Genomic DNA, 18,361 nt, shown 5'->3' on the forward strand with positions numbered 1-18,361 from the left:
TTTTTTTGCTGCCATGACACGCTATATTCGTTCATTAACCAATGCGATAGAATCGCGCGGCATTCCCTCCGTAGACATCCTGCTTCGCTTCCTCCGTCAGTCCCTCTCCCAGCAAGGAAGCGGCCAGCTCCCATACCTGCTCGTACGTTCCGCCGTTCAGGCAAACCGGCCAATCGCTGCCGAACATGACCCGCTTCAGACCGAAGACGCGCAGGACATGCTCCGCGAACGGCCGAATAACCGCTTCCGACCATGCTGCGTCATGCTTGTCGGGCACCATGCCCGAGAGCTTGCACATGACGCCGGGATAGTCCGCGATCGCCATCATCTGCGCTGACCACGGCTCCCGCTTCGCCCCGTCCATCAATGGTTTAGCAAGATGGTCGATCACGGCCCGCAGGTCCGGAACCTGCTGCAGCAGCTCGGCGATGAAGGGCAGATGCCGCGGATTGGCCTGCAAATCTACCGGGAACTGCTCGGCGGCAAGCAGCCGAAAGCGTTCGATGACGCGCTCGCGCAGAATCCACTCGGAGGGCAAATCCTGAATCATCGGCCGAACGCCGACGAATTTCGGGTTGGCGCGAAACCGCCTGTAATCGCTATCGAACGAGTCGCCTTCGAAATCCAGCCAGCCGACGACGCCGGCTATCGTGGAATCCCGATCCGCCAAAGATAACATATAGGCGGTTTCCTCCGTCGTCGGCGCCGCCTGCACGACGATCGAAGCGTCCAATCCATGCTGCTCAAGCAGCGGCTTCAGCTCGTCCGGCTGATAGTCCCGGTAGAGTATGCCCGTCTCCGGCGTCAGCCAGCCGTAATCCGTCCGGGCGATGCTCCAGTAATGCTGATGGGCGTCTATGCGCATGCTTCATTTCTCCTTTTCACTGATCATGCATGACGATCGAGCCGTGCATCAGACGAAAAATCCCCTGCCGGCCGTCCAGCCAACAGGGGGACTACAGACGCATTTGCTTCTAGTTCTACTTCTAGTTCTAGTTCTACTTCTGAGACCGCCGGCCATCAACCCCGCGCCGGCTCCGCCATCTCCTGGCGCGCCTTGGCGCTGAGCGCTGCCAAATGGTCGTCATTCGCCATCACCTGCTCCAAATGCACCTTGCGCTCCGGCGACGCCGTATTCATCATCGTCTCGGAGAATGCGCGGTCGATCCAGAATCTCGCTGCGCCGGCGATATAGTCCCGCAGCTCCTGAACGTCTTCTTGCGCATAACGCTGGCACATGTTGATGGTGAACATTCTGCGGCTCGTATTGCCATTCCATGAAGAGTGGAACGTATTGTGGTCGAACACCAGAATATCGCCCGGCGTCACGTCCAGCACCTGTGCCGGCACGTCTGCTCCCGCAACATCCCATGTCTTGAGCGGATCTCTCATTCTGAACGTCAGATCATCGCCGTATTTATCATGCAGCCGATGCGTGCCCGGAATGACGCGGAGCGCGCCGGAATCCCCGTCCAGCTCGTCAAGGTAGAACGCGATCTTAATATGCCTGTATTTCTCATGATAGCCGTCCCGGTGCCAGCCCGTATCGCCGGTGTAATAATTGCCGTCGCTGCCCATGTAATTGAAATCCTCGCCTAGCAATTGCCGGCCGATCGCGAGAATACGCGGATCGTCGAGCAGCACGGACATGCGTTGGTCGATGAACGGCACGATACACGTCCGCTTCGAGCCGTCATGCTTGTTCTCCTCCGGAAACGTCTTCGTGAATTCCTCGATGATCCAATCCAGGCGGTCCGCCATCAGCTGCGGAAACTTGATAAATCCGAACGTCTCGAAAAAATCGATTTGCGCTTGGCTTAACTGCATGCTTCACCCTCCGCTTTTTTGAGTTGATGCGATACATACGTCTCACAAGAATGCGCTTTCAGTAAACACTTTCCACCTTGGTTCGACAACTCCTGCACGCATGCAAAAAAAAACTCCCCCTCTTCAAAATTATGCAGGTAGCTGCATCATAAGAAGAGAGAGAGCAGGAAGATGCCTATTTCAAAAGGTCATGGTCGACATAACGCGCGCCGTTCAGCTCGCTAATGACGTTGATTGCGACTTTCGCGCCGTCGCCTGCCGTAACGATCGTATGCACGCTGACGCCGGCGCAAGTGCCGGCAGCCCAGATGCCTTCGACGTTGGTGCGACCGTCCGCGTCCGCTTCGAGAATCGTTTTGATCCGCGGCTCGGTGCCGGGCTTCGTCTGCAAGCCGGATTTCTCGGCGAAGTCCAGGAACAAGCCGGAGGCTACGATAACGACTTTCGCCTGATGCGTTTCGCCGGATTCCGTGACGATATTGAAGCCGTCATCCGTCTTCGCGATTTCCGTCACTTTGGCTTGCACGTACTCAGCGCCGAATTTCTTCGCCTGCTGAATGCCGATTTCCACCAGATCCGGACCTTTGATCTCGGATACGCCGTAATGGTTCTCGATCCATGCCTTCTTCGTAATGCTCTGATCGCTGTCGATCAACAGCGTTTGCTTGCCTGCCTTCGCTGCGAACAAGGCGGCGCTTCCGCCAGCCGGTCCTGCTCCGATAATCGCAATTTCTGCCATGCCTTAACCTCCCAGAATGAGATTCGTAAGTAACGAACCTGCCGAACGTGCATGCTTCAAACATTTGGCAGTTCCGTTCCTACTCTATCATACCGATTGAAAATCTATTCCACAACTTTTCATATTGGAATGTTTTGAATATCGCCGGTATCCGCCGACTTTTGTTACCCGAGACTCGTATTAAGAAATCGTCTGCGCGCGCGACGCGCGCTGCTCGGATTCGTCCATCGCTTCAATCAGCATCTGGAACAATTCCAGATCCTGTGCCGCATCCTCCGGCGTCGTCTTGATCGGCGCATCGTTCACGATCACTTCATAGAAATGCCGCAGCTCGATCGTATACGCATCCGTGAACGTCGGTCGGGTAACCGTTTCTTTGAACCGATCGCCCGTCGTTTCCGTAACCGTCAGCACCGTCGGGAGGTGCCGGATATAGGCCGTATCGTAATCGACCCGCACCGTGCCCGTCTCGCCCATCACTTCGATGGAAGCATCGAAGCGCCCTTGATGGTCGACGCCTGTCTCGAACAGCACGTTGAAACCGTCATCATATTGGAACATGGCGCTCATGAACTGGCCGTCGTTCCAGCGTGAAGCCGCCAGAACACGAGCCGGCATGCCTAGCATTTCGCGCATCGCGGACAAGTCATGGCTGCTAAGCCCTCCCATCAGGCGATACGTGCCATAGAAGCGGTCTGCCTTCTCGCCGAGCGCTTCCTTAGCGAGCGCTTGGCCGCGCAGGCGCCGGTCTTCTGCCAGCTCGGCCGGAATGTCGGTGAAACGCAGCACGTTCGCGCTTTGCTGAATGAAATAGCTGTTCTGTCCGATAATATCGCGCACGCGCGCGTAATTGATCCGGCCGAGCTTCTTCACTTCCTGAACGGCTTCGACGAACGCTGGCGCATAACGACGCATATAACCGACCATCAACTTGCCGGCCGAAGCGTTCTTCGCCGCGATGATGCGATTCGCGTCGGACTTGGTCAAGCACATCGGCTTCTCTACGAATGCATGCTTATCGCGCTCCAACGCGCCAACGATACAGTCGGCATGATACTCGTCGCTGTTCAAGACAAGCACCGCCTCGACCGCCTCGTCATCCAGCAGATCTTCCGCGGACGTATAACGACCGGCAACCCGGTATTGTTCTCCGATAACCTGCACGAGAGTCGGGGAAATATCGCACACCGCCGCGATTTCGAATACATCCCCCATGGCCTGCAGGACGGGCAAATGAATGACCTGCGCTGCTTCTCCAAGGCCAATTAGACCAAGCTTGATTACTTTACTCATCGTTAATCTCCTTCCGAATGTTCGCATGATGCTTGTATTCATCCTGTTTTGTTGGACGCCGCTTTCCTTCTGCGCCTGAGCGTGCAGCCTGTATTAACTCCTTCGAGAAGCGTTCCAAAAATCCTTTAAACTGGAATATATTGCTCCCTTACCCAAGCAACTGAACGATTGGCCAGCCTGGAAGCAAGATCCAATCTGTTATTCCAGGTGGCGCATTTCCTCTTCATTGTAGTAGGTACCTTTGCTGTTAATAAGCGAATATCTTAATCGTCGCCTATGAAAATGTTAATCGATCTGATCCAACGCAAGCGTTCCAACAAAATAGCGCGCAGCCTGCAGGAGACTGCGCGCTTCTTCGATTGCCGCCCCGGTACTACTTCGTGCCGGACGGATAATGAATAAGATTATAAATCAGGACCGCGGCTTGCGCTCTGTTCGACCACGCCTTCGGCGCTACCATGCCGCCGCTGCCTTGGATAAGTCCCGCATGCAGCAGTCTCGAGATACTGTCTGCCGCATAGCCGGCGATCGCCTCCGCATCCTTCACGGCGCCGAGCGCTTCATCCGTGCCTTGATTCGCGTTCAACTTCCTGGCGACGATCATGGCACGGTCGGCCATGACGAGCATGTCTTCCCTAGTGATAAGCGCGCCCGGAAGGAAGCGGTTATCCCCCGTTCCGTTCACGATGCCGAGCGTGCGTGCGATGCCTACGGCTTGACTGAAGCCGTCCTGAGCGCTTACGTCGTCAAATGACGTGCCCGATGCTGCGTTCAAGCCGAGTGCCCGAATCAGCATGACGACGAAGTCGGCGCGTTTCACGTTCGTGAGCGGACTGAACTTGCCTTCGGACATACCATTCAGGATGCTTTTTGCCGCAAGGGCGTCGATTTGCTTGTTAGCCCAGCCTAAAGCACCAATATCGGTAAACGAAGGTGCTGCATAAACGACCGCATACTGGCTGAAATGCGTCGTCTCAAATGTTATGGTGCCGGATTGCGCATCGTAATGACCGTTCGTGACCGGCGTGGCATGGCCGCTGCCGTCGACATACCAGATCACGAGCAGCTCGGGATTAGCAAGCTCTTCCGCGCTCGGCTGATAAGGAATCGATACGGTAACCGGAGCCTCCGAATTGTTCCATGCAAGCGGTTGACCGTTCGCTTGAAAATCGAGAGAGATGACCGGGTGGTTGCCGATCTTCGCTTTCACATCTGCATCCAAGCTGCTTGCGTCCACTTGGCGAATACGGAGCGTCACGTCGCTTGCGTCCCACTCATCTGCCGCGAACATGTCGTTTGACAACGTAATCGTTGCGGTCGAAGTCCGAACCTGGGCTTGGACAGCGTTCCCATCGGCGCCAGACAGCGCGCCTGCCGGCAGCTTCAGTGCGTAATCATGGGAATCGCCGGTGCCTTTCAAGTCGATCAAGATCCGTGCGCCGCCATCAGCGTCCGGCTTCGCCGCCTTCAGTGCCTTCTCCCAATCTTGCGCGGTGATTGCCGCGGATACAGACCCATCTTGGGCATTCACGCTAGCACGCGGCACGACTACTGCGGCTCCGTTCGTATCCGTGGAAATGACAGTCGAAGCGTCAGGCAGCGGGATATACGGAGTCGAATTGTCCGGCTGCGGATCCGGATCCGCTGCCGCTTTCGCCAGCGCTACCTCGTTGTACACCTTGGTGTCCGCCCAATAAGGCAAGTTCTTATCGATCCAGCTGATATAATTATCGCGTTTGCCGTCGCCGTTCTCGTCGTCGTTGGCGCTGGCGTTAAAGCCGATGATCGAATCTACCTGCGGCGACAGTTCCGAATACGGAACCGCGAACTCCGCGATGTAGCCATCGCTCGTCGGAACGACCTTATGCGTCACGCTCGAGAGATCCAGGTCCGTAGCGCTCGATAAGACGTCGTTCAGATCCAAGCGAAGCTGATAATCGCCTATCGTGCGCGAACCGTTCTTCGTATTCAGCTCGTCGGTCCATACCTCGACGGAATCGTTATTCTCGTTCGCTGCCGTCGCGAACGGCGTGCTGTCTTTCATTTGGAATAAATAGTACAGCGCGTCTTCATCCCAAGCGATCTTCGCCGTGCCTGTCGTGCCCTTGGACGTATCGCTCATCTGCAGCGTCGTGGAGTGGCTCCACAGCTTGTCTACCGTGCCGTCGATGACCGGCTTGCCCTTCGTCGCTTGCGGCAGCGTGCTGGCCGGCGTGCCGATCAATTCCACTTCGTTGTATACCTTGGTATCCGCCCAATACGGCAGATTCTTGTCGATCCAACTGATGTAGTCATCACGCTGCCCGTCGCCGTTAGCGTCATCGTTGGCGCTCGCGTTGAAGCCGATCAGCTTGCCGACCGCAGGCGTCAACGCCGTATACGGAACGGCAAACTCCGCGATATAGCCGTCTTCGGTCGTGGTAACCTTGTGCGGCACGTTCGTAAGGTCGAGCCCTGATGCCGTAGACAGTACGTCATTCAAGCCTAATCGAGCGTGATAATCGCCTGTCGAGCGTGCGCCATGCTTGGCATTCAGCTCGTCCACCCACACTTCGACGGAGTCGTTTTTCTCGTCGGTACCCTCCGCGAATGGCGTGCTGTCCTTCATATCGAATAGATAATACAACGCGTCTTCATCCCAAGCGATTCTTACGGTTCCGGTCGTGCCTGATGCCGATGCGCCCATCTGGAGCGCCGTGGAATATTTCCACAGCTTGTCGACTTCTCCGTCAATGACCGGCGTGGCCTTCACCGCCACGTAATCGCTCTGCGGTCCTTCTTCGCCGTTGCCTTCGTTCGTCATGTCGCTGACGACCGTCGCACCGGAAGCCAGATTCGAGAATGCCGCTTTGCCGGAGTCCGTGACCGTATTGCCGGCGAACGTCAGATTGCCGACCACGGTCTTCACGAGGCTGATGCCGTAAGCTGCCGGCTTCTCGATGACGTTGTTGTTGAATACGGCGTCGTCGATGACGGCCGTGCCGACAACCAGAATACCGCTGTCCCCTGAGCCGTAGAAATGATTGTTCTCGAACAACCCGTTCTGAATGCTCGGGTCCTTGTACGTCGCTTGCAGCCGAAGCCCGCCCTTCTCCGGTACGGAGCCGTTCTGGCTGTCGTTAATGACCGTATTGCCGGAAACCGTCGCGTCCTTGACCGTGTACGTCTGGTAGCTGCCTTCGGAAGCGAGGAAGATGCCCGCTCCGCCCACGGTGGAGATGCGGTTATTCTGGACCGTCAGCTTCTCGCCGCCGGAAAGCGTGATGCCGCGCGCGAGTCCGCCGGCGACGTCGTTATGGCTAATCGTGACGTTCTTCACCCAGCCGCTGTTCTTCTCGTAGGATACGACCGCAATCTGATCGTCGCCGTTGTCGCGGCAAATATTGTTCTCGATAACGAGATCGTGCGACAATCCAGTATTGTGGATACCGTCGGCCAGCGTATTCGCTACGAGATTGTCACTGATGACGCCGTATGCGCCAAAGTTGATGATGCCCGCGGAGGATGCACCGTCGATCTCGGTATGCGTGATCGTAAACTTGGTTGCTTTGGAATCTACGTAAATACGAGCGGAGACGTCCGTGGACAGCCGCTGCGTCGCGCGCTTGGTCGTCAGTCGGACATAGCTGACATCCGTGCCATCTCCCGTAATTTGGAGACATTGCTCCGCTAGGTTCGTGCTGTGCAGGATGGATGCAGGTCCAGCTCCCGTCAGATCTACGCCGTCCAGCGTCAAGATGGCGCTGTAGAGGAATTTACCTTCCGGGACGTAGACCGTCTTTTTAGCATCCTTGGCTTGGTCGATACAAGTTTGGATAGCTTCGGTATCGTCCGTATCGTCGTTTGCCGTCGCTCCGCAATCGTCGACGACGTTGAGCGCATTTTCCGGCTCCGGCCTCGTATTGGACACCGGCGTGACCAACTCGGCGTTCAGCCATTCCAGGCGCACTCCACCAGTCGGAGCGCTGACGCGCAGCGTTTGCACGCCTGCCGGAAGCGTAACGGAGGCATGAACCGTCTGCCATGTATCTTCGCCACCCGTATTCGGAACAGTTATTTCGGCCAATTTGTCCCCGAACGCATTCTCCAGCTTCAGCTGCTTACCCTCGCTCCCGCTCGCAGCCCGGAAGGAGATATCATAAGTCCCGCCTTGCGCGGCATGCGCATAAGGGAAGTCGATCCAATCGCCGGCATTCGGCAAGGATACCGCTTGGCTGTTCGCAGCGTCGGTAGACGCTCCCTTCACTCCGCCGCGCGTCGCTCCATAACTCTCGGCTTCTACTTTGCCAGGCAGCTCGTTCAGCGCGCGAGGCTCCGGCGCGGGCTCTTCCGGATTCTCTTCTTCCGGAACCGGCTCGGAGAGATAGGTGATATTCATCCAATCGATATTGAATCCGGCGCTCAGCACGTAGATGCGAAGCAGCTGCGAGCCGGCCGTTAAGTTCACGTCCGCACTTATTGTCACCCAATCGAACCAATCGTCCCCAGTAGCGCCTGTTTTGGGGATATTCACGGTCGCTTTCACTTGATCCGCTTCGTTCTTGATCTGCAGCTTGGAGGTGTCGAGCGGGCTTGCGACCCGGAACTCGATACGGTAGAGCCCGTCCTGCGCAACGTTCAATCGGTAATCCATCCAGTCGCCGGCATCGGTCCAGCCGATGTATTCCTCTTTATCCGTGCCCCCCGGCAGCGCATCCGTCTTAATGCCGCTCATATTCTCAAAAGCTTCGATTTCGATTTTCCCCGGTGAAACCGGCGCCCCATCGGCAGCAGCCCTGCCCGTTCCCGCTGTTGCGGCAAACATTCCGAACAACATTGTGAAACTCATTAACATGGACAGCGTTTTCTTCTTTCCTAGCATATGAATTACCCTCCCTGGCTGAAATGAAGCTGTGTTAGCGAAACGCCTGCTCTCCGCTCGCGATGGCGGGCGGAGAGCGACGATTCGCGGACGATCCGCTGTTTCAAGACCCAAGATACAGCTCTTTTGCTAGACTTCTAGAAGCCTGTGTTTCCGTTCAGCACGATCGTGCCGTTCAGGAACGTCGTCGGTGCTCCGGCGGAATTGGTAACGGTGTTGGTGTTGAACGTAATCGTGCCGATATAACCGCCGCCCCATACGCCGATGCCGCCGCTTGCCGCGTTCTTGATGATATTATCGTTGAACGTGACGCTGTTGAGGTTGCCCTGCGAGCAATACACGAGCACGTTCGGATGGCCGTTAGCCGTGCGAAGGCCGGTATGGTCGATCGTGTTCCGGTTCAGCGTGATCCGGTCGACGTCGGCCGTGTTCCATTCCGCTTCGACGGAAATGTAGATGCCCGCCATCTCGGTATTGTTGATCAAGTTGTCGTCGATATTGACGTCCGCGCCGCCGACGACGGAAATGCCGCGAGCCTGCGCATTGTAGCCGACGTCGTTGTTCTTGATCGTAATATGGTGATCGCGCGGTCCGTCCTGCGTGTAGCTGACGACGGCGATGCAGTCGTCGCCCGTGCCTTTGACCAGGTTCGAATCCACCGTCATATACGATGCGCCGTTCGTCATATGAATGCCGTCGGCGTTCGTGTTCTCAACGGTGCTGTTCTTGATGATGCCATTGGAGCCGCCGCGAACGAGAATGCCGGCCGTGCTGGCCGTATAGACCCAAATGTTGTCGATCGTAAAATTCGTAGCGCCGCGAATGGTGAAGCTGTTCTTCGTATCGTTGCCGTCTCCCCTTGGAACGACGGTCGCGAAGGCATGCTTGAAGTTGCTGATCGTGATGCCGTCGCCCTTAACGTCGATCGAACCGCGGTTCGGGTTCGTCGATGTCAGCGTCGACACCGTCTTGCCTGCGCCGTTCACGCTGACGCCGTCAAACGTGATGATATCGCTCAGCAAGAAGTTGCCGGCCGGAATGGACAGTACTCTGCCGAACACTTTGGCCTGGGCGGCGCAAGCGTTGATCGCGGCCAGATCGTCCGTAGCATCATTGGCCGTGGCACCGCAGGTCGTGATGGAGATTGGGCCTGCAGGCGGCGGCGTCAGATAGGCGAAATCGATCCAATCGATGTTCCAACCCTCGGTCAAACTGTAGACGCGCAGCGTTTGGCTGCCTGCGGACAGATTAAGCGTGACGGAGATCGTGGTCCACGATTCCCAGCCGCCCGTGTTGTTGAACGTCATCGAAGCCAAAGCCGTGCCGGCTGCGTTCCGCAGTTCGAATTTGCGTTGATCGCTTGGCGCGGCGACGCGGAACGTCACATTGTAATAGCCGGCTGTTTGGACGTTAACGTTGTATTCCATCCAGTTTCCCGGAAGGGTATTGCCGATATAGACGTCACCGGTGCTGGACGTGAATTGGGCGACGCCGTTATAGCTGCTGTAGCTCTCGGCTTGAATTTTGGCCGGAATGCTTTGGCCGCCCGTACCGGTCGAAATCGTGTACGTCGCGCTCGCTACCGCGGAGTTCGTCATGCCCGACTTCACGGCGATCGCTTTGATCGTCTTCGTCGTCGTTACGCTGATCGCGCTGCTAAAGAGCGTCGAGCTTATCGTCGGCGTGCTGCCGTCCGTCGTGTAATAGATGGATGCGCCCGATGTCGAAGTCGATAACGTTACGGATTGCGCCGACGTATACGTGCCGCCTGCTGGCGAGAACGTCGGCGTCGCCACCGTTGCCGGAATCGAGATCGTGTACGTTGCGCTCGCTACCGCGGAGTTCGTCATGCCTGACTTGACCGCTATCGCTTTGATCGTCTTCGTCGATGCCACGCTGATCGCGCTGCTGTAGAGCGTCGAACCCGTCGTCGGCGTGCTGCCATCCGTTGTGTAATAGATGGATGCGCCCGATGTCGAAGTCGATAACGACACCGATTGCGCCGATGTATACGTGCCGCCCGCTGGCGAGAACGTCGGCGTCGCCACCGTCGACGGTATCGAGATCGTGTACGTCGCGCTCGCTACCGCGGAGTTCGTCATCCCCGACTTGACCGCGATCGCTTTGATCGTCTTCGTCGATGCCACGCTGATCGCGCTGCTATAGAGCGTCGAACCCGTCGTCGGCGTGCTGCCATCCGTCGTGTAATAGATGGATGCGCCCGATGTCGAAGTCGATAACGTTACGGATTGCGTCGATGTATACGTACCGCCCGCTGGCGAGAACGTCGGCGTCGCTACCGTTGCCGGAATCGAAATCGTGTATGTAGCGCTCGCAACCGCGGAGTTCGTCATCCCCGACTTGACAGCGATCGCTTTGATCGTCTTCGTCGACGTCACGCTGATCGCGCCGCTGTAGAGCGTCGAACCCGTCGTCGGCGTGCTGCCGTCCGTCGTGTAGTAGATCGATGCTCCCGACGTCGAAGTCGACAACGATACGGATTGCGTCGACGTATACGTGCCGCCAGCAGGCGAGAACGTCGGCGTCGCCACGGTCGAAGGTGCGCCGTTATCCGCCCAAACCTCCAGCTCGCCAATGCTCACATAGTGGGCAAGACCACCTGTTGTCCCGTAGATGCGAAGTCCGTCCGCAACGACGTTGCTAAGCGTGAAGGTATACGTCTCATAGGATTGTCCGAAGCCCGATTGGGAATTGGAGTTCGGATACGAAGGGCTGACCGATGCCGCGACATCGACCCACACGCCGCCCTGTCTTGCCTGGACCTTGAGGGTTCCGTCAGCAAACCAGCCGCCGTTGGAGTTGTGAAGACCTTCCTGGAATACCAGCTGCGTGAAGGTTTGGTTCGAACTGAACGTATAGCCATAGTATTGATCTGACGTCCCGCAGCAGCTGAACGTATCGTACTGCTTGGAAGGATCCGTGCTGCCTGCGGCCGGCTTGACGCCGTCGCGGATAACATTGATATCATGATTGCCGCCGCCCGACGGGTTGGTCACGCTCGCGATGACAGTGCCTGATCCGGCGACGTTCTGCGCTGCTGCGAAAGCTGTTTCGGATTTCGTGGAGATGAGAAAGAGATTCATTAGAAACACAAAACAAAGAAAAACACTTATGCGGCGAATTCTTAAGTTTGACGTCATGAATGATACCTCCTGAATGATCGGTTTTTTTGAAAGCGCTTTCGATAATCAGCCCAAGTTCATCGCATTCCCCTTCCTGTTCCAGCGCTTACTACGGAAAGCGCGCGTAAAGATACCTTCCATTATATCACTCTATTTTCTAGTAATTGTATGGGGGAATCGTATCGTTTCCACGGTAAAAACGAGAAAAAAGTCCGCTGCAACTGGCATTCGCTGTCAAGACCAAACGAGAAAAATATGGTACGATTAAATCGATAGAACCTATCTCACACTATGGAGGAGATTACAAAATGAGCCAAAATCAACCACTAGACGGCTATTTCGGCGAGTTCGGCGGCAGCTTCGTTCCACCTGAATTGCAGGAAGTTCTGAATTACTTAAGCGATCAGTTCCATACATACAAAGATGACCCGGAATTCAACGAGGAGTTCCGTTACTACCTGCGCGAATACGTCGGCCGCGAGAACCCGCTGACGTTCGCCCAGCAATTGACCGCCAAGTGGGGCGGCGCCAAAATCTACTTGAAGCGCGAAGACCTGAACCATACCGGCGCGCACAAAATCAATAACGTCATCGGGCAGATTTTGCTCGCCAAACGGATGGGCGCCAAGCGGATCATCGCGGAAACCGGAGCCGGACAGCACGGCGTTGCCACCGCGACGGCATGCGCCATGTTCGATATGGAATGCATCATTTACATGGGCGCCGAGGATACGCGCCGACAAGCGCTCAACGTGTTCCGGATGGAGCTGCTCGGCGCTAAAGTCGTGCCGGTAGCAAAAGGCCAAGGCCGGTTGAAGGATGCCGTCGACGAAGCATTGAACGATCTGGTCGAGAATTACAAGAATACGTTCTACCTGCTCGGCTCCGCTGTCGGCCCGCACCCGTTCCCGACGATGGTCAAGCATTTCCAATCCGTCGTCAGCGAGGAATCGAAGCGGCAGATTCTGGAGAAAGAAGGCCGTCTCCCGGATGCCGTGCTTGCCTGCGTCGGCGGCGGCAGCAACGCGATCGGCGCATTCGCGCATTATTTGGACGACCCTTCCGTGCGCCTGATCGGCGTGGAGCCGGACCAAGCGCCTTCGCTGACCGAAGGCGTTCCAAGCATCATTCACGGCTTCAAATGCCTCGTGCTGCTGGACGAGGAAGGCAATCCGAAGAAAACCTATTCCATTGCCGCAGGCCTCGACTACCCGGGCATCGGACCGGAGCACAGCAACCTGAAAGTCACGGGCCGCGCCGAGTACGTGACGGTCAGCAATGAGGAAGTGCTCGCCGCGTTTCAGGAATTGTCCCGCACCGAAGGCATCATTCCCGCGCTCGAGAGCGCGCACGCCGTTGCCTACGCCAAGAAGCTCGCGCCGACGATGAGCAAAGACCAAATCATCATTATTAACCTGTCGGGACGCGGCGACAAAGATGTCGAGCAAGTTTACAACATGCTGAATAAATAATCGTCCTTTTCCCTATCATTAAACAAAGCCCCGGCAGCGATGAATGACTCATCGCTGCCGGGGCTTTCGTGTTTTACTAGGCGGACATATAAGGCTCCCTTAGCGGTCCCGCCGCGACAGCAGCTCGCTGACCGTCACGAGCTCATAGCCTTGGGACGTCAGCTTGTCCAGCAGGATACGGATCGCTTCCATCGTCTGGGAACGGTCGCCCGCGCCGTCGTGGAACAATAGAATCGCCCCGTCCTGGATATGGTCCCACGTATGCTCCAGGATGTAATCGACGCCCGGCATCTCCCAATCGCGAGTTGCGAGATTCAGCGCGCCGATCGAACTGTAGCCGAATCGGTCCGCAAGCGCTAGCGTCTCCTCGTTGCTATCCAGATACGGAGCGCGAAATACGGCCGTGCGCCGGCCGATGGCTTGTTCGATCAGCTTGTCCGTCCGGTCGATTTGGTCGAACGCTTCTTCTGGGGCGATTTGGGTCAAGAAGGGGTGGGAGAACGTATGATTGCCGATTTCGTGGCCTTCGTCATGAATTTCCCGGATAAATGCCGCATGGGATTCAATCTTCTCCCCGACGACGAAGAAGGTTGCTTTGCCTGACACCGCATTGAATAAATCCGCGGTTTGACGCGTATAGACCGTGTTCGGTCCGTCGTCGAACGTGATGGCTATCGCTTTGCTCGACGTTTGGACGGAATGAATCATTTCGGGCATGCTGATCTCTCCTCCGTGGATGGACGTTCTCGTAATCGATTATACCTCATCACTCGCAGCCTGCAAGCGCTCTCTTGTTCATTCATTCCTGCACTAAGAACCTTCGGTTCCGCCAGAATCGCGGTCGGTTCCAAAGGTTCTCTTGTTCAAGTTGTATGGCGTTACCTGCTATCCGCAATATCCGTTATCCTCGATGCCTGATGCTTCTCGCCTTGCTCGCCGTTTATGCGTGCACGCCGTCTCTTCCGGCAAACTCCGCCAGCTCCCGCAAGCAGCGTCCGGTGTGGGACGCGGCGACTTGCGCGACTTGCTCCGGCGTGCCGGCCGCGACGACATGCCCGCCGCCTCGGCCGGCTTCCGGACCCATGTCGATCACGTGGTCGGCGGTCTTGATTACGTCCAGATGGTGCTCGATGACAAGCACGGTATGGCCTGCTTCCAACAGACGGTTCATGCAATCGAGCAGCTTCTGAATATCGGCCAAATGCAGACCGGTCGTCGGCTCGTCGAAGATGTACAAATAATGGGCGCCTCGCTTCATCTTGCCGAGCTCCGCCGCCAGCTTGATGCGCTGCGCTTCGCCGCCGGAGAGCACCGTGGCGGAATGCCCGAGCCGCAAATAGCCGACGCCGAGTTCGTTCAGCACTTTGAGCTTATGCGCGACGTACTTTTCGCCTTGGAAGAACGGTTCCGCGTCCTCGATCGACATCTCCAGCACGTCGGCGATCGTTTTGCCGTTGTACGTCACATCAAGCAGCTCGCTCGTAAAACGCGCGCCTTTGCAAGAAGGACAGATCGATTCCACATCGGCCATGAACAGCAGCTGCGACGTTATTGTCCCATGCCCCTTGCACTCCTCGCATCTGCCGCCTTTCGTATTGAAGCTGAAATGCGTCTCCGTATAGCCTCTCGCAATCGACAGCTCCTGCCCCGCGAACAGCTTGCGAATGCGATCGTAAAAGCCGACGTACGTCGCCGGGCTCGATGTCGGCATGCGGCCGATCGGAGATTGGTCGATGTTGATGACGCCGCTGATCTGCTCCAAGCCTTCGATCCGATCGTGTTGCCCCGGAATAATGCGTGCATCCTGAAAGTGTTTGTGCAGCGCCTTGTACAGAACGTCGTTTATTAAGCTGCTCTTGCCCGAGCCCGATACTCCCGTCACGCACGTCATGACGCCAAGGGGAATGGCGATGGTGACCTCCTTCAGCGTATTCTCTCTCGCTCCGACGATTCGCAGTGCCTTGTCGCCGACCTCCCTGCGCGCTGCCGGCATAGCGATGTTCCGCACCCCGCTCAGAAACTGGCCTGTCAAGGAAGCCGGGTTCGCCATGACTTCCGCGATCGTCCCCTCCGCTACGACGCAGCCGCCGTGCTGGCCCGGTCCGGGCCCGATTTCAATGACATGATCCGCCGCGAGCATCGTCTCGACGTCATGCTCCACCACGATGACCGTATTGCCGGAGTCGCGAAGCTTCTTAAGCGTATCGATCATCTTCTGGCTGTCGCGCGGATGAAGCCCGATGCTCGGCTCGTCCAGCACATAGAGCATGCCCATCAGGCCGGAGCCGATCTGCGTCGATAAGCGAATTCGCTGCGATTCGCCGCCGGAGAGCGTGTCCGAGCGGCGGTCGAGATTCAGATAACCGAGCCCGATCTCGAGCAGCAGATCGATCCGGCCGATCAGCTCGTTCATGATTTGCGTGCCGACCTGGAGCTTGCGCGGCGGAAACTCGAATGCTTGCAGGAAGCTTTTCAACTCATCCAGGGGCATGGATACGAGATTATGAATCGTCTTGCCCGCGAGCGTAACGAGTAGCCTCTCCGGCTTGAACCGCATGCCGTGGCATTCCGGACAAATCTGCTCGACCATGACGAGATTGAACATCGATTCCTCATAACCCTTCAGCTCCTGCTTCTTGCGGGAGTTACGATACCAGCGGTCGATCTCGCCGACGATGCCTTCGTAGGTCCACTGTTTGCCGACATGCTCCTGAATCCAGCGATCCTGACGGTTGTCCTCCGAGCCGATAAAGGTATACCGCTCCCCCTTCGTGCCGTAAAACAACATGTCGACGATCTCGGCCGGAAGGTCCTTGAACGGCGTATCGAGACTGAACCCGTAATGCTGCGAGAGGCTGTAGATAACCATATTCCGCCAAGCCCGGGGGTTCTTCAAGTTGTAAAGCCGTTCGTTCAGCGCGCCTCGGCGCAGGCTGCGATCCCGGCTCGCGATCATCAGTTCCGGCTGCGCGTACTTATAGGCGCCGATCCCGAGGCAGGTCCGGCACGCGCTGTCCGTGTCGTTGAACGTAAAGTAGCCCGGATACAGCTCGCCCGCGACATATTGATGCTCCTTGCAGGCGAATTGGCGGTGAAACCGCTCGATATCGCCCTCGGAAAGCTTCGGTCCGCTCGGCACGATATGAAGGAAGCCTTCGCCGATCTTCATGCCAAGCTCGATCGAGATGACAAGCTGTTTATAGACGTCGCGCTTGACTTCGTACTTATCGATCAGCACCTCGAGCTCATAGGACGCATGCTCGTCCAATTCAATGCGGTCGCTCGTATCGTGCAGCACGCCGTCGACCTTGAACATCCGGTAGCCCTTCGTCCGGATCTCGTCGAACAGGACGCTGTACGTTTCGCCGAATATTCGCTGAACCGGCGCATAGATTTCCACTTTCGATCCAGGCGGCAAAGCCAGAATATGCTCGGCGATCTGATTCGGCGTCTTGGCTTCGAGCTCCGCGCTGCAGCGAGGGCAGTGCGGCGTCCCCAAGGTCGCGAACAGCAGGCGCACATAATCGTAGACGTCGGACATCGTTCCGACCGTAGAACGCGGATTCGGCGTGCCCGTCTTCTGTTCGATGGAGACGACGGGCGACAAGCCGTATACGAAATCGACGTCCGGTTTCTTCAACTGCGGAATATATCGCTTCGCATACGACGAAGAGATCGACTCCATGAACCGCCGCTGCCCTTCGCCATAGATGACGTCGAAGGCCAGCGACGATTTCCCGGAACCGCTTACGCCTGTCACGACGGTCAGCTTCTCCCGCGGGATGTCGACCGACACGTTCTGCAAGTTATTCTCGCGCGCGCCGCGAATGGATATCGTTTGTCTCATCGTCCGAGCCCCCTCGTATCGAAATAAGCCAGCTCGTCCAGCTCGACCCGGCTTCTCGCGGTCAGGCGGACAGGATAAGAGGCACGCTCGATGAAGCCTTTCTGCGCCAGCCATTCGCAGCCGTGAACGATCAGCGCCTCCTCCATCCGGTAACGCTGCTTCAGATGAAGCATCAGTTCGGAGAACGGACGAACGTCATTCTCCTGCGACAAATAATCGGTGACAAGCTTGAACATCCGCTCGTGCCGTTCTTCGACATAGCGGTCGGCTAAGCGAACCGCTTCTTCCATCGCTTGCAGCGTCTTGGGTCCCTCGATCAACTCCGTGTACATGCGGGTGAAGAATGCCGGGTTATACTTCAGCGCCTGCTGGATCACCTCGCGCGTCGGAATGTCGCGGTTCAGCATCACTTCTACCCGCGCCAGTTCTTCCACCGTCTTCAGGATCCACAGGAAGCTGTAAGTCGGATCCTGCTTGACGACCAGCCATTTCTCCGCCTTCTCCAGCAGCGTGACGACAATCGAGGCGTTGATCAACAGCTGCACGTCCAAATCGCGTTCGCCGACATGCCGGACCCGTTCATACAAGTCGCGAATGGAGGCGTCATCGCAGAAGAGCACCGTGCCTTTGGACAGGAAGGAGTGGAAGAAGCTCGTTTGCATCGACCGTTCCAAGTTCGTCTTGAATTGCTGCCTGTTCACGACCCAAGCTGAAATACAAATCCCCTGTTCGACGAGCGCCATCGATACGTTCGGTCGTTTATCGTCATCGACGACGATCATCATGTCGATATCCGATTTCTCCCAGACGACGTCATACGACAGGCTGCCAAGCACAAAAGCCGCCAAGACGCGGTTGTCCTGGCGCAGCTGTTCCGTCACCGATTCAAGCGCGGCGCGGTAGGTTTCTTGAATGTCATTCATCCAATCATGATCTCCTTGTTCTTCGATTTGGAAGGATAATCGGGAGGAACGAAAGGTAGGAATGCAGCGGTGTTTCCATGCGTGTAGAAGATTATAGCAGAAGAATACTGAATATTACATAATTATCTAAAATGTGGATTTTGCTAACAAAGCCGACGCTCTGCAGCTTTGCGGCGTATTTCGGTCGTGTAAGACACGAAAAGCTGCCGAGAGGCAGCTTTTCTGCATATTTGAGCCGCGTGGAGCTTAGTACGCG

At 56.7% G+C, this 18,361-nt stretch carries 10 protein-coding genes; 1 reads left to right on the forward strand and 9 read right to left on the reverse strand.

Going from position 1 to position 18,361, the window contains the following annotated elements; genetic code table 11:
* Positions 1-34 precede the first annotated feature (34 nt).
* The 6 genes from AC0YNU_RS21710 to AC0YNU_RS21735 all read right to left on the reverse strand — a co-directional run bounded on the left by AC0YNU_RS21710 (position 35) and on the right by AC0YNU_RS21735 (position 11,881).
* On the reverse strand, positions 35-865 hold the full coding sequence (locus AC0YNU_RS21710) for an amidohydrolase family protein (RefSeq protein WP_475760521.1): 831 nt from the start codon (positions 863-865) through the stop codon (positions 35-37).
* A gap of 155 nt (positions 866-1,020) precedes the next feature.
* The gene (locus tag AC0YNU_RS21715; RefSeq protein WP_475760523.1) at positions 1,021-1,827 is read right to left on the reverse strand and encodes a phytanoyl-CoA dioxygenase family protein; all 807 of its coding nucleotides are present in this window, start codon (positions 1,825-1,827) and stop codon (positions 1,021-1,023) included.
* A gap of 175 nt (positions 1,828-2,002) precedes the next feature.
* The gene (locus tag AC0YNU_RS21720; RefSeq protein ID WP_475760525.1) at positions 2,003-2,566 is read right to left on the reverse strand and encodes an NAD(P)/FAD-dependent oxidoreductase; all 564 of its coding nucleotides are present in this window, start codon (positions 2,564-2,566) and stop codon (positions 2,003-2,005) included.
* Between the two features lie 180 nt (positions 2,567-2,746).
* Positions 2,747-3,859 (reverse strand): Gfo/Idh/MocA family oxidoreductase, encoded by a 1,113-nt coding sequence (locus AC0YNU_RS21725; protein ID WP_475760527.1) that lies wholly within the window; start codon positions 3,857-3,859, stop codon positions 2,747-2,749.
* A gap of 373 nt (positions 3,860-4,232) precedes the next feature.
* Complete coding sequence (locus AC0YNU_RS21730) at positions 4,233-8,675, reverse strand: sugar-binding protein (RefSeq protein WP_475760529.1); 4,443 nt, start codon at positions 8,673-8,675, stop codon at positions 4,233-4,235.
* Positions 8,676-8,857: 182 nt separating this feature from the next.
* Positions 8,858-11,881 carry a chitobiase/beta-hexosaminidase C-terminal domain-containing protein gene (locus tag AC0YNU_RS21735; protein ID WP_475760531.1) on the reverse strand — a complete coding sequence of 1,008 codons (3,024 nt, stop codon included), beginning with the start codon at positions 11,879-11,881 and terminating at the stop codon, positions 8,858-8,860.
* Positions 11,882-12,171: 290 nt separating this feature from the next.
* On the opposite strand from AC0YNU_RS21735, the gene trpB reads away from it, so the two are divergent.
* Positions 12,172-13,335, forward strand: coding sequence for a tryptophan synthase subunit beta (gene trpB, locus AC0YNU_RS21740; RefSeq protein WP_475760533.1), 1,164 nt, complete (start codon positions 12,172-12,174; stop codon positions 13,333-13,335).
* A gap of 99 nt (positions 13,336-13,434) precedes the next feature.
* On the opposite strand, the gene AC0YNU_RS21745 is transcribed toward trpB, so the two are convergent.
* The 3 genes from AC0YNU_RS21745 to AC0YNU_RS21755 all read right to left on the reverse strand — a co-directional run bounded on the left by AC0YNU_RS21745 (position 13,435) and on the right by AC0YNU_RS21755 (position 18,105).
* A complete protein-coding gene (locus AC0YNU_RS21745) occupies positions 13,435-14,052 on the reverse strand; it encodes a polysaccharide deacetylase family protein (RefSeq protein ID WP_475760534.1) in 618 nt (205 codons plus the stop codon).
* Positions 14,053-14,275: 223 nt separating this feature from the next.
* Positions 14,276-17,182, reverse strand: a complete 2,907-nt coding sequence (gene uvrA, locus AC0YNU_RS21750) for an excinuclease ABC subunit UvrA (RefSeq protein ID WP_475760536.1) — start codon at positions 17,180-17,182, stop codon at positions 14,276-14,278.
* The gene (locus AC0YNU_RS21755; protein WP_475760537.1) at positions 17,179-18,105 is read right to left on the reverse strand and encodes a hypothetical protein; all 927 of its coding nucleotides are present in this window, start codon (positions 18,103-18,105) and stop codon (positions 17,179-17,181) included. The genes uvrA and AC0YNU_RS21755 overlap by 4 nt, the downstream gene beginning before the upstream one ends.
* Positions 18,106-18,361: the final 256 nt, after the last annotated feature.

Source organism: Paenibacillus sp. J31P316, from assembly GCF_056269105.1.

Bases quoted from the DNA above. Each gene is read 5' to 3' on its own strand.
- uvrA (WP_475760536.1), bottom strand. From the start codon at position 17,182: ATGAGACAAACGATATCCATTCGCGGCGCGCGCGAGAATAACTTGCAG.
- trpB (WP_475760533.1), top strand. From the start codon at position 12,172: ATGAGCCAAAATCAACCACTAGACGGCTATTTCGGCGAGTTCGGCGGC.
- AC0YNU_RS21755 (WP_475760537.1), bottom strand. From the start codon at position 18,105: ATGAATGACATTCAAGAAACCTACCGCGCCGCGCTTGAATCGGTGACG.
- AC0YNU_RS21725 (WP_475760527.1), bottom strand. From the start codon at position 3,859: ATGAGTAAAGTAATCAAGCTTGGTCTAATTGGCCTTGGAGAAGCAGCG.
- AC0YNU_RS21745 (WP_475760534.1), bottom strand. From the start codon at position 14,052: ATGCCCGAAATGATTCATTCCGTCCAAACGTCGAGCAAAGCGATAGCC.
- AC0YNU_RS21730 (WP_475760529.1), bottom strand. From the start codon at position 8,675: ATGTTGTTCGGAATGTTTGCCGCAACAGCGGGAACGGGCAGGGCTGCT.
- AC0YNU_RS21710 (WP_475760521.1), bottom strand. From the start codon at position 865: ATGCGCATAGACGCCCATCAGCATTACTGGAGCATCGCCCGGACGGAT.
- AC0YNU_RS21720 (WP_475760525.1), bottom strand. From the start codon at position 2,566: ATGGCAGAAATTGCGATTATCGGAGCAGGACCGGCTGGCGGAAGCGCC.
- AC0YNU_RS21735 (WP_475760531.1), bottom strand. From the start codon at position 11,881: ATGACGTCAAACTTAAGAATTCGCCGCATAAGTGTTTTTCTTTGTTTT.
- AC0YNU_RS21715 (WP_475760523.1), bottom strand. From the start codon at position 1,827: ATGCAGTTAAGCCAAGCGCAAATCGATTTTTTCGAGACGTTCGGATTT.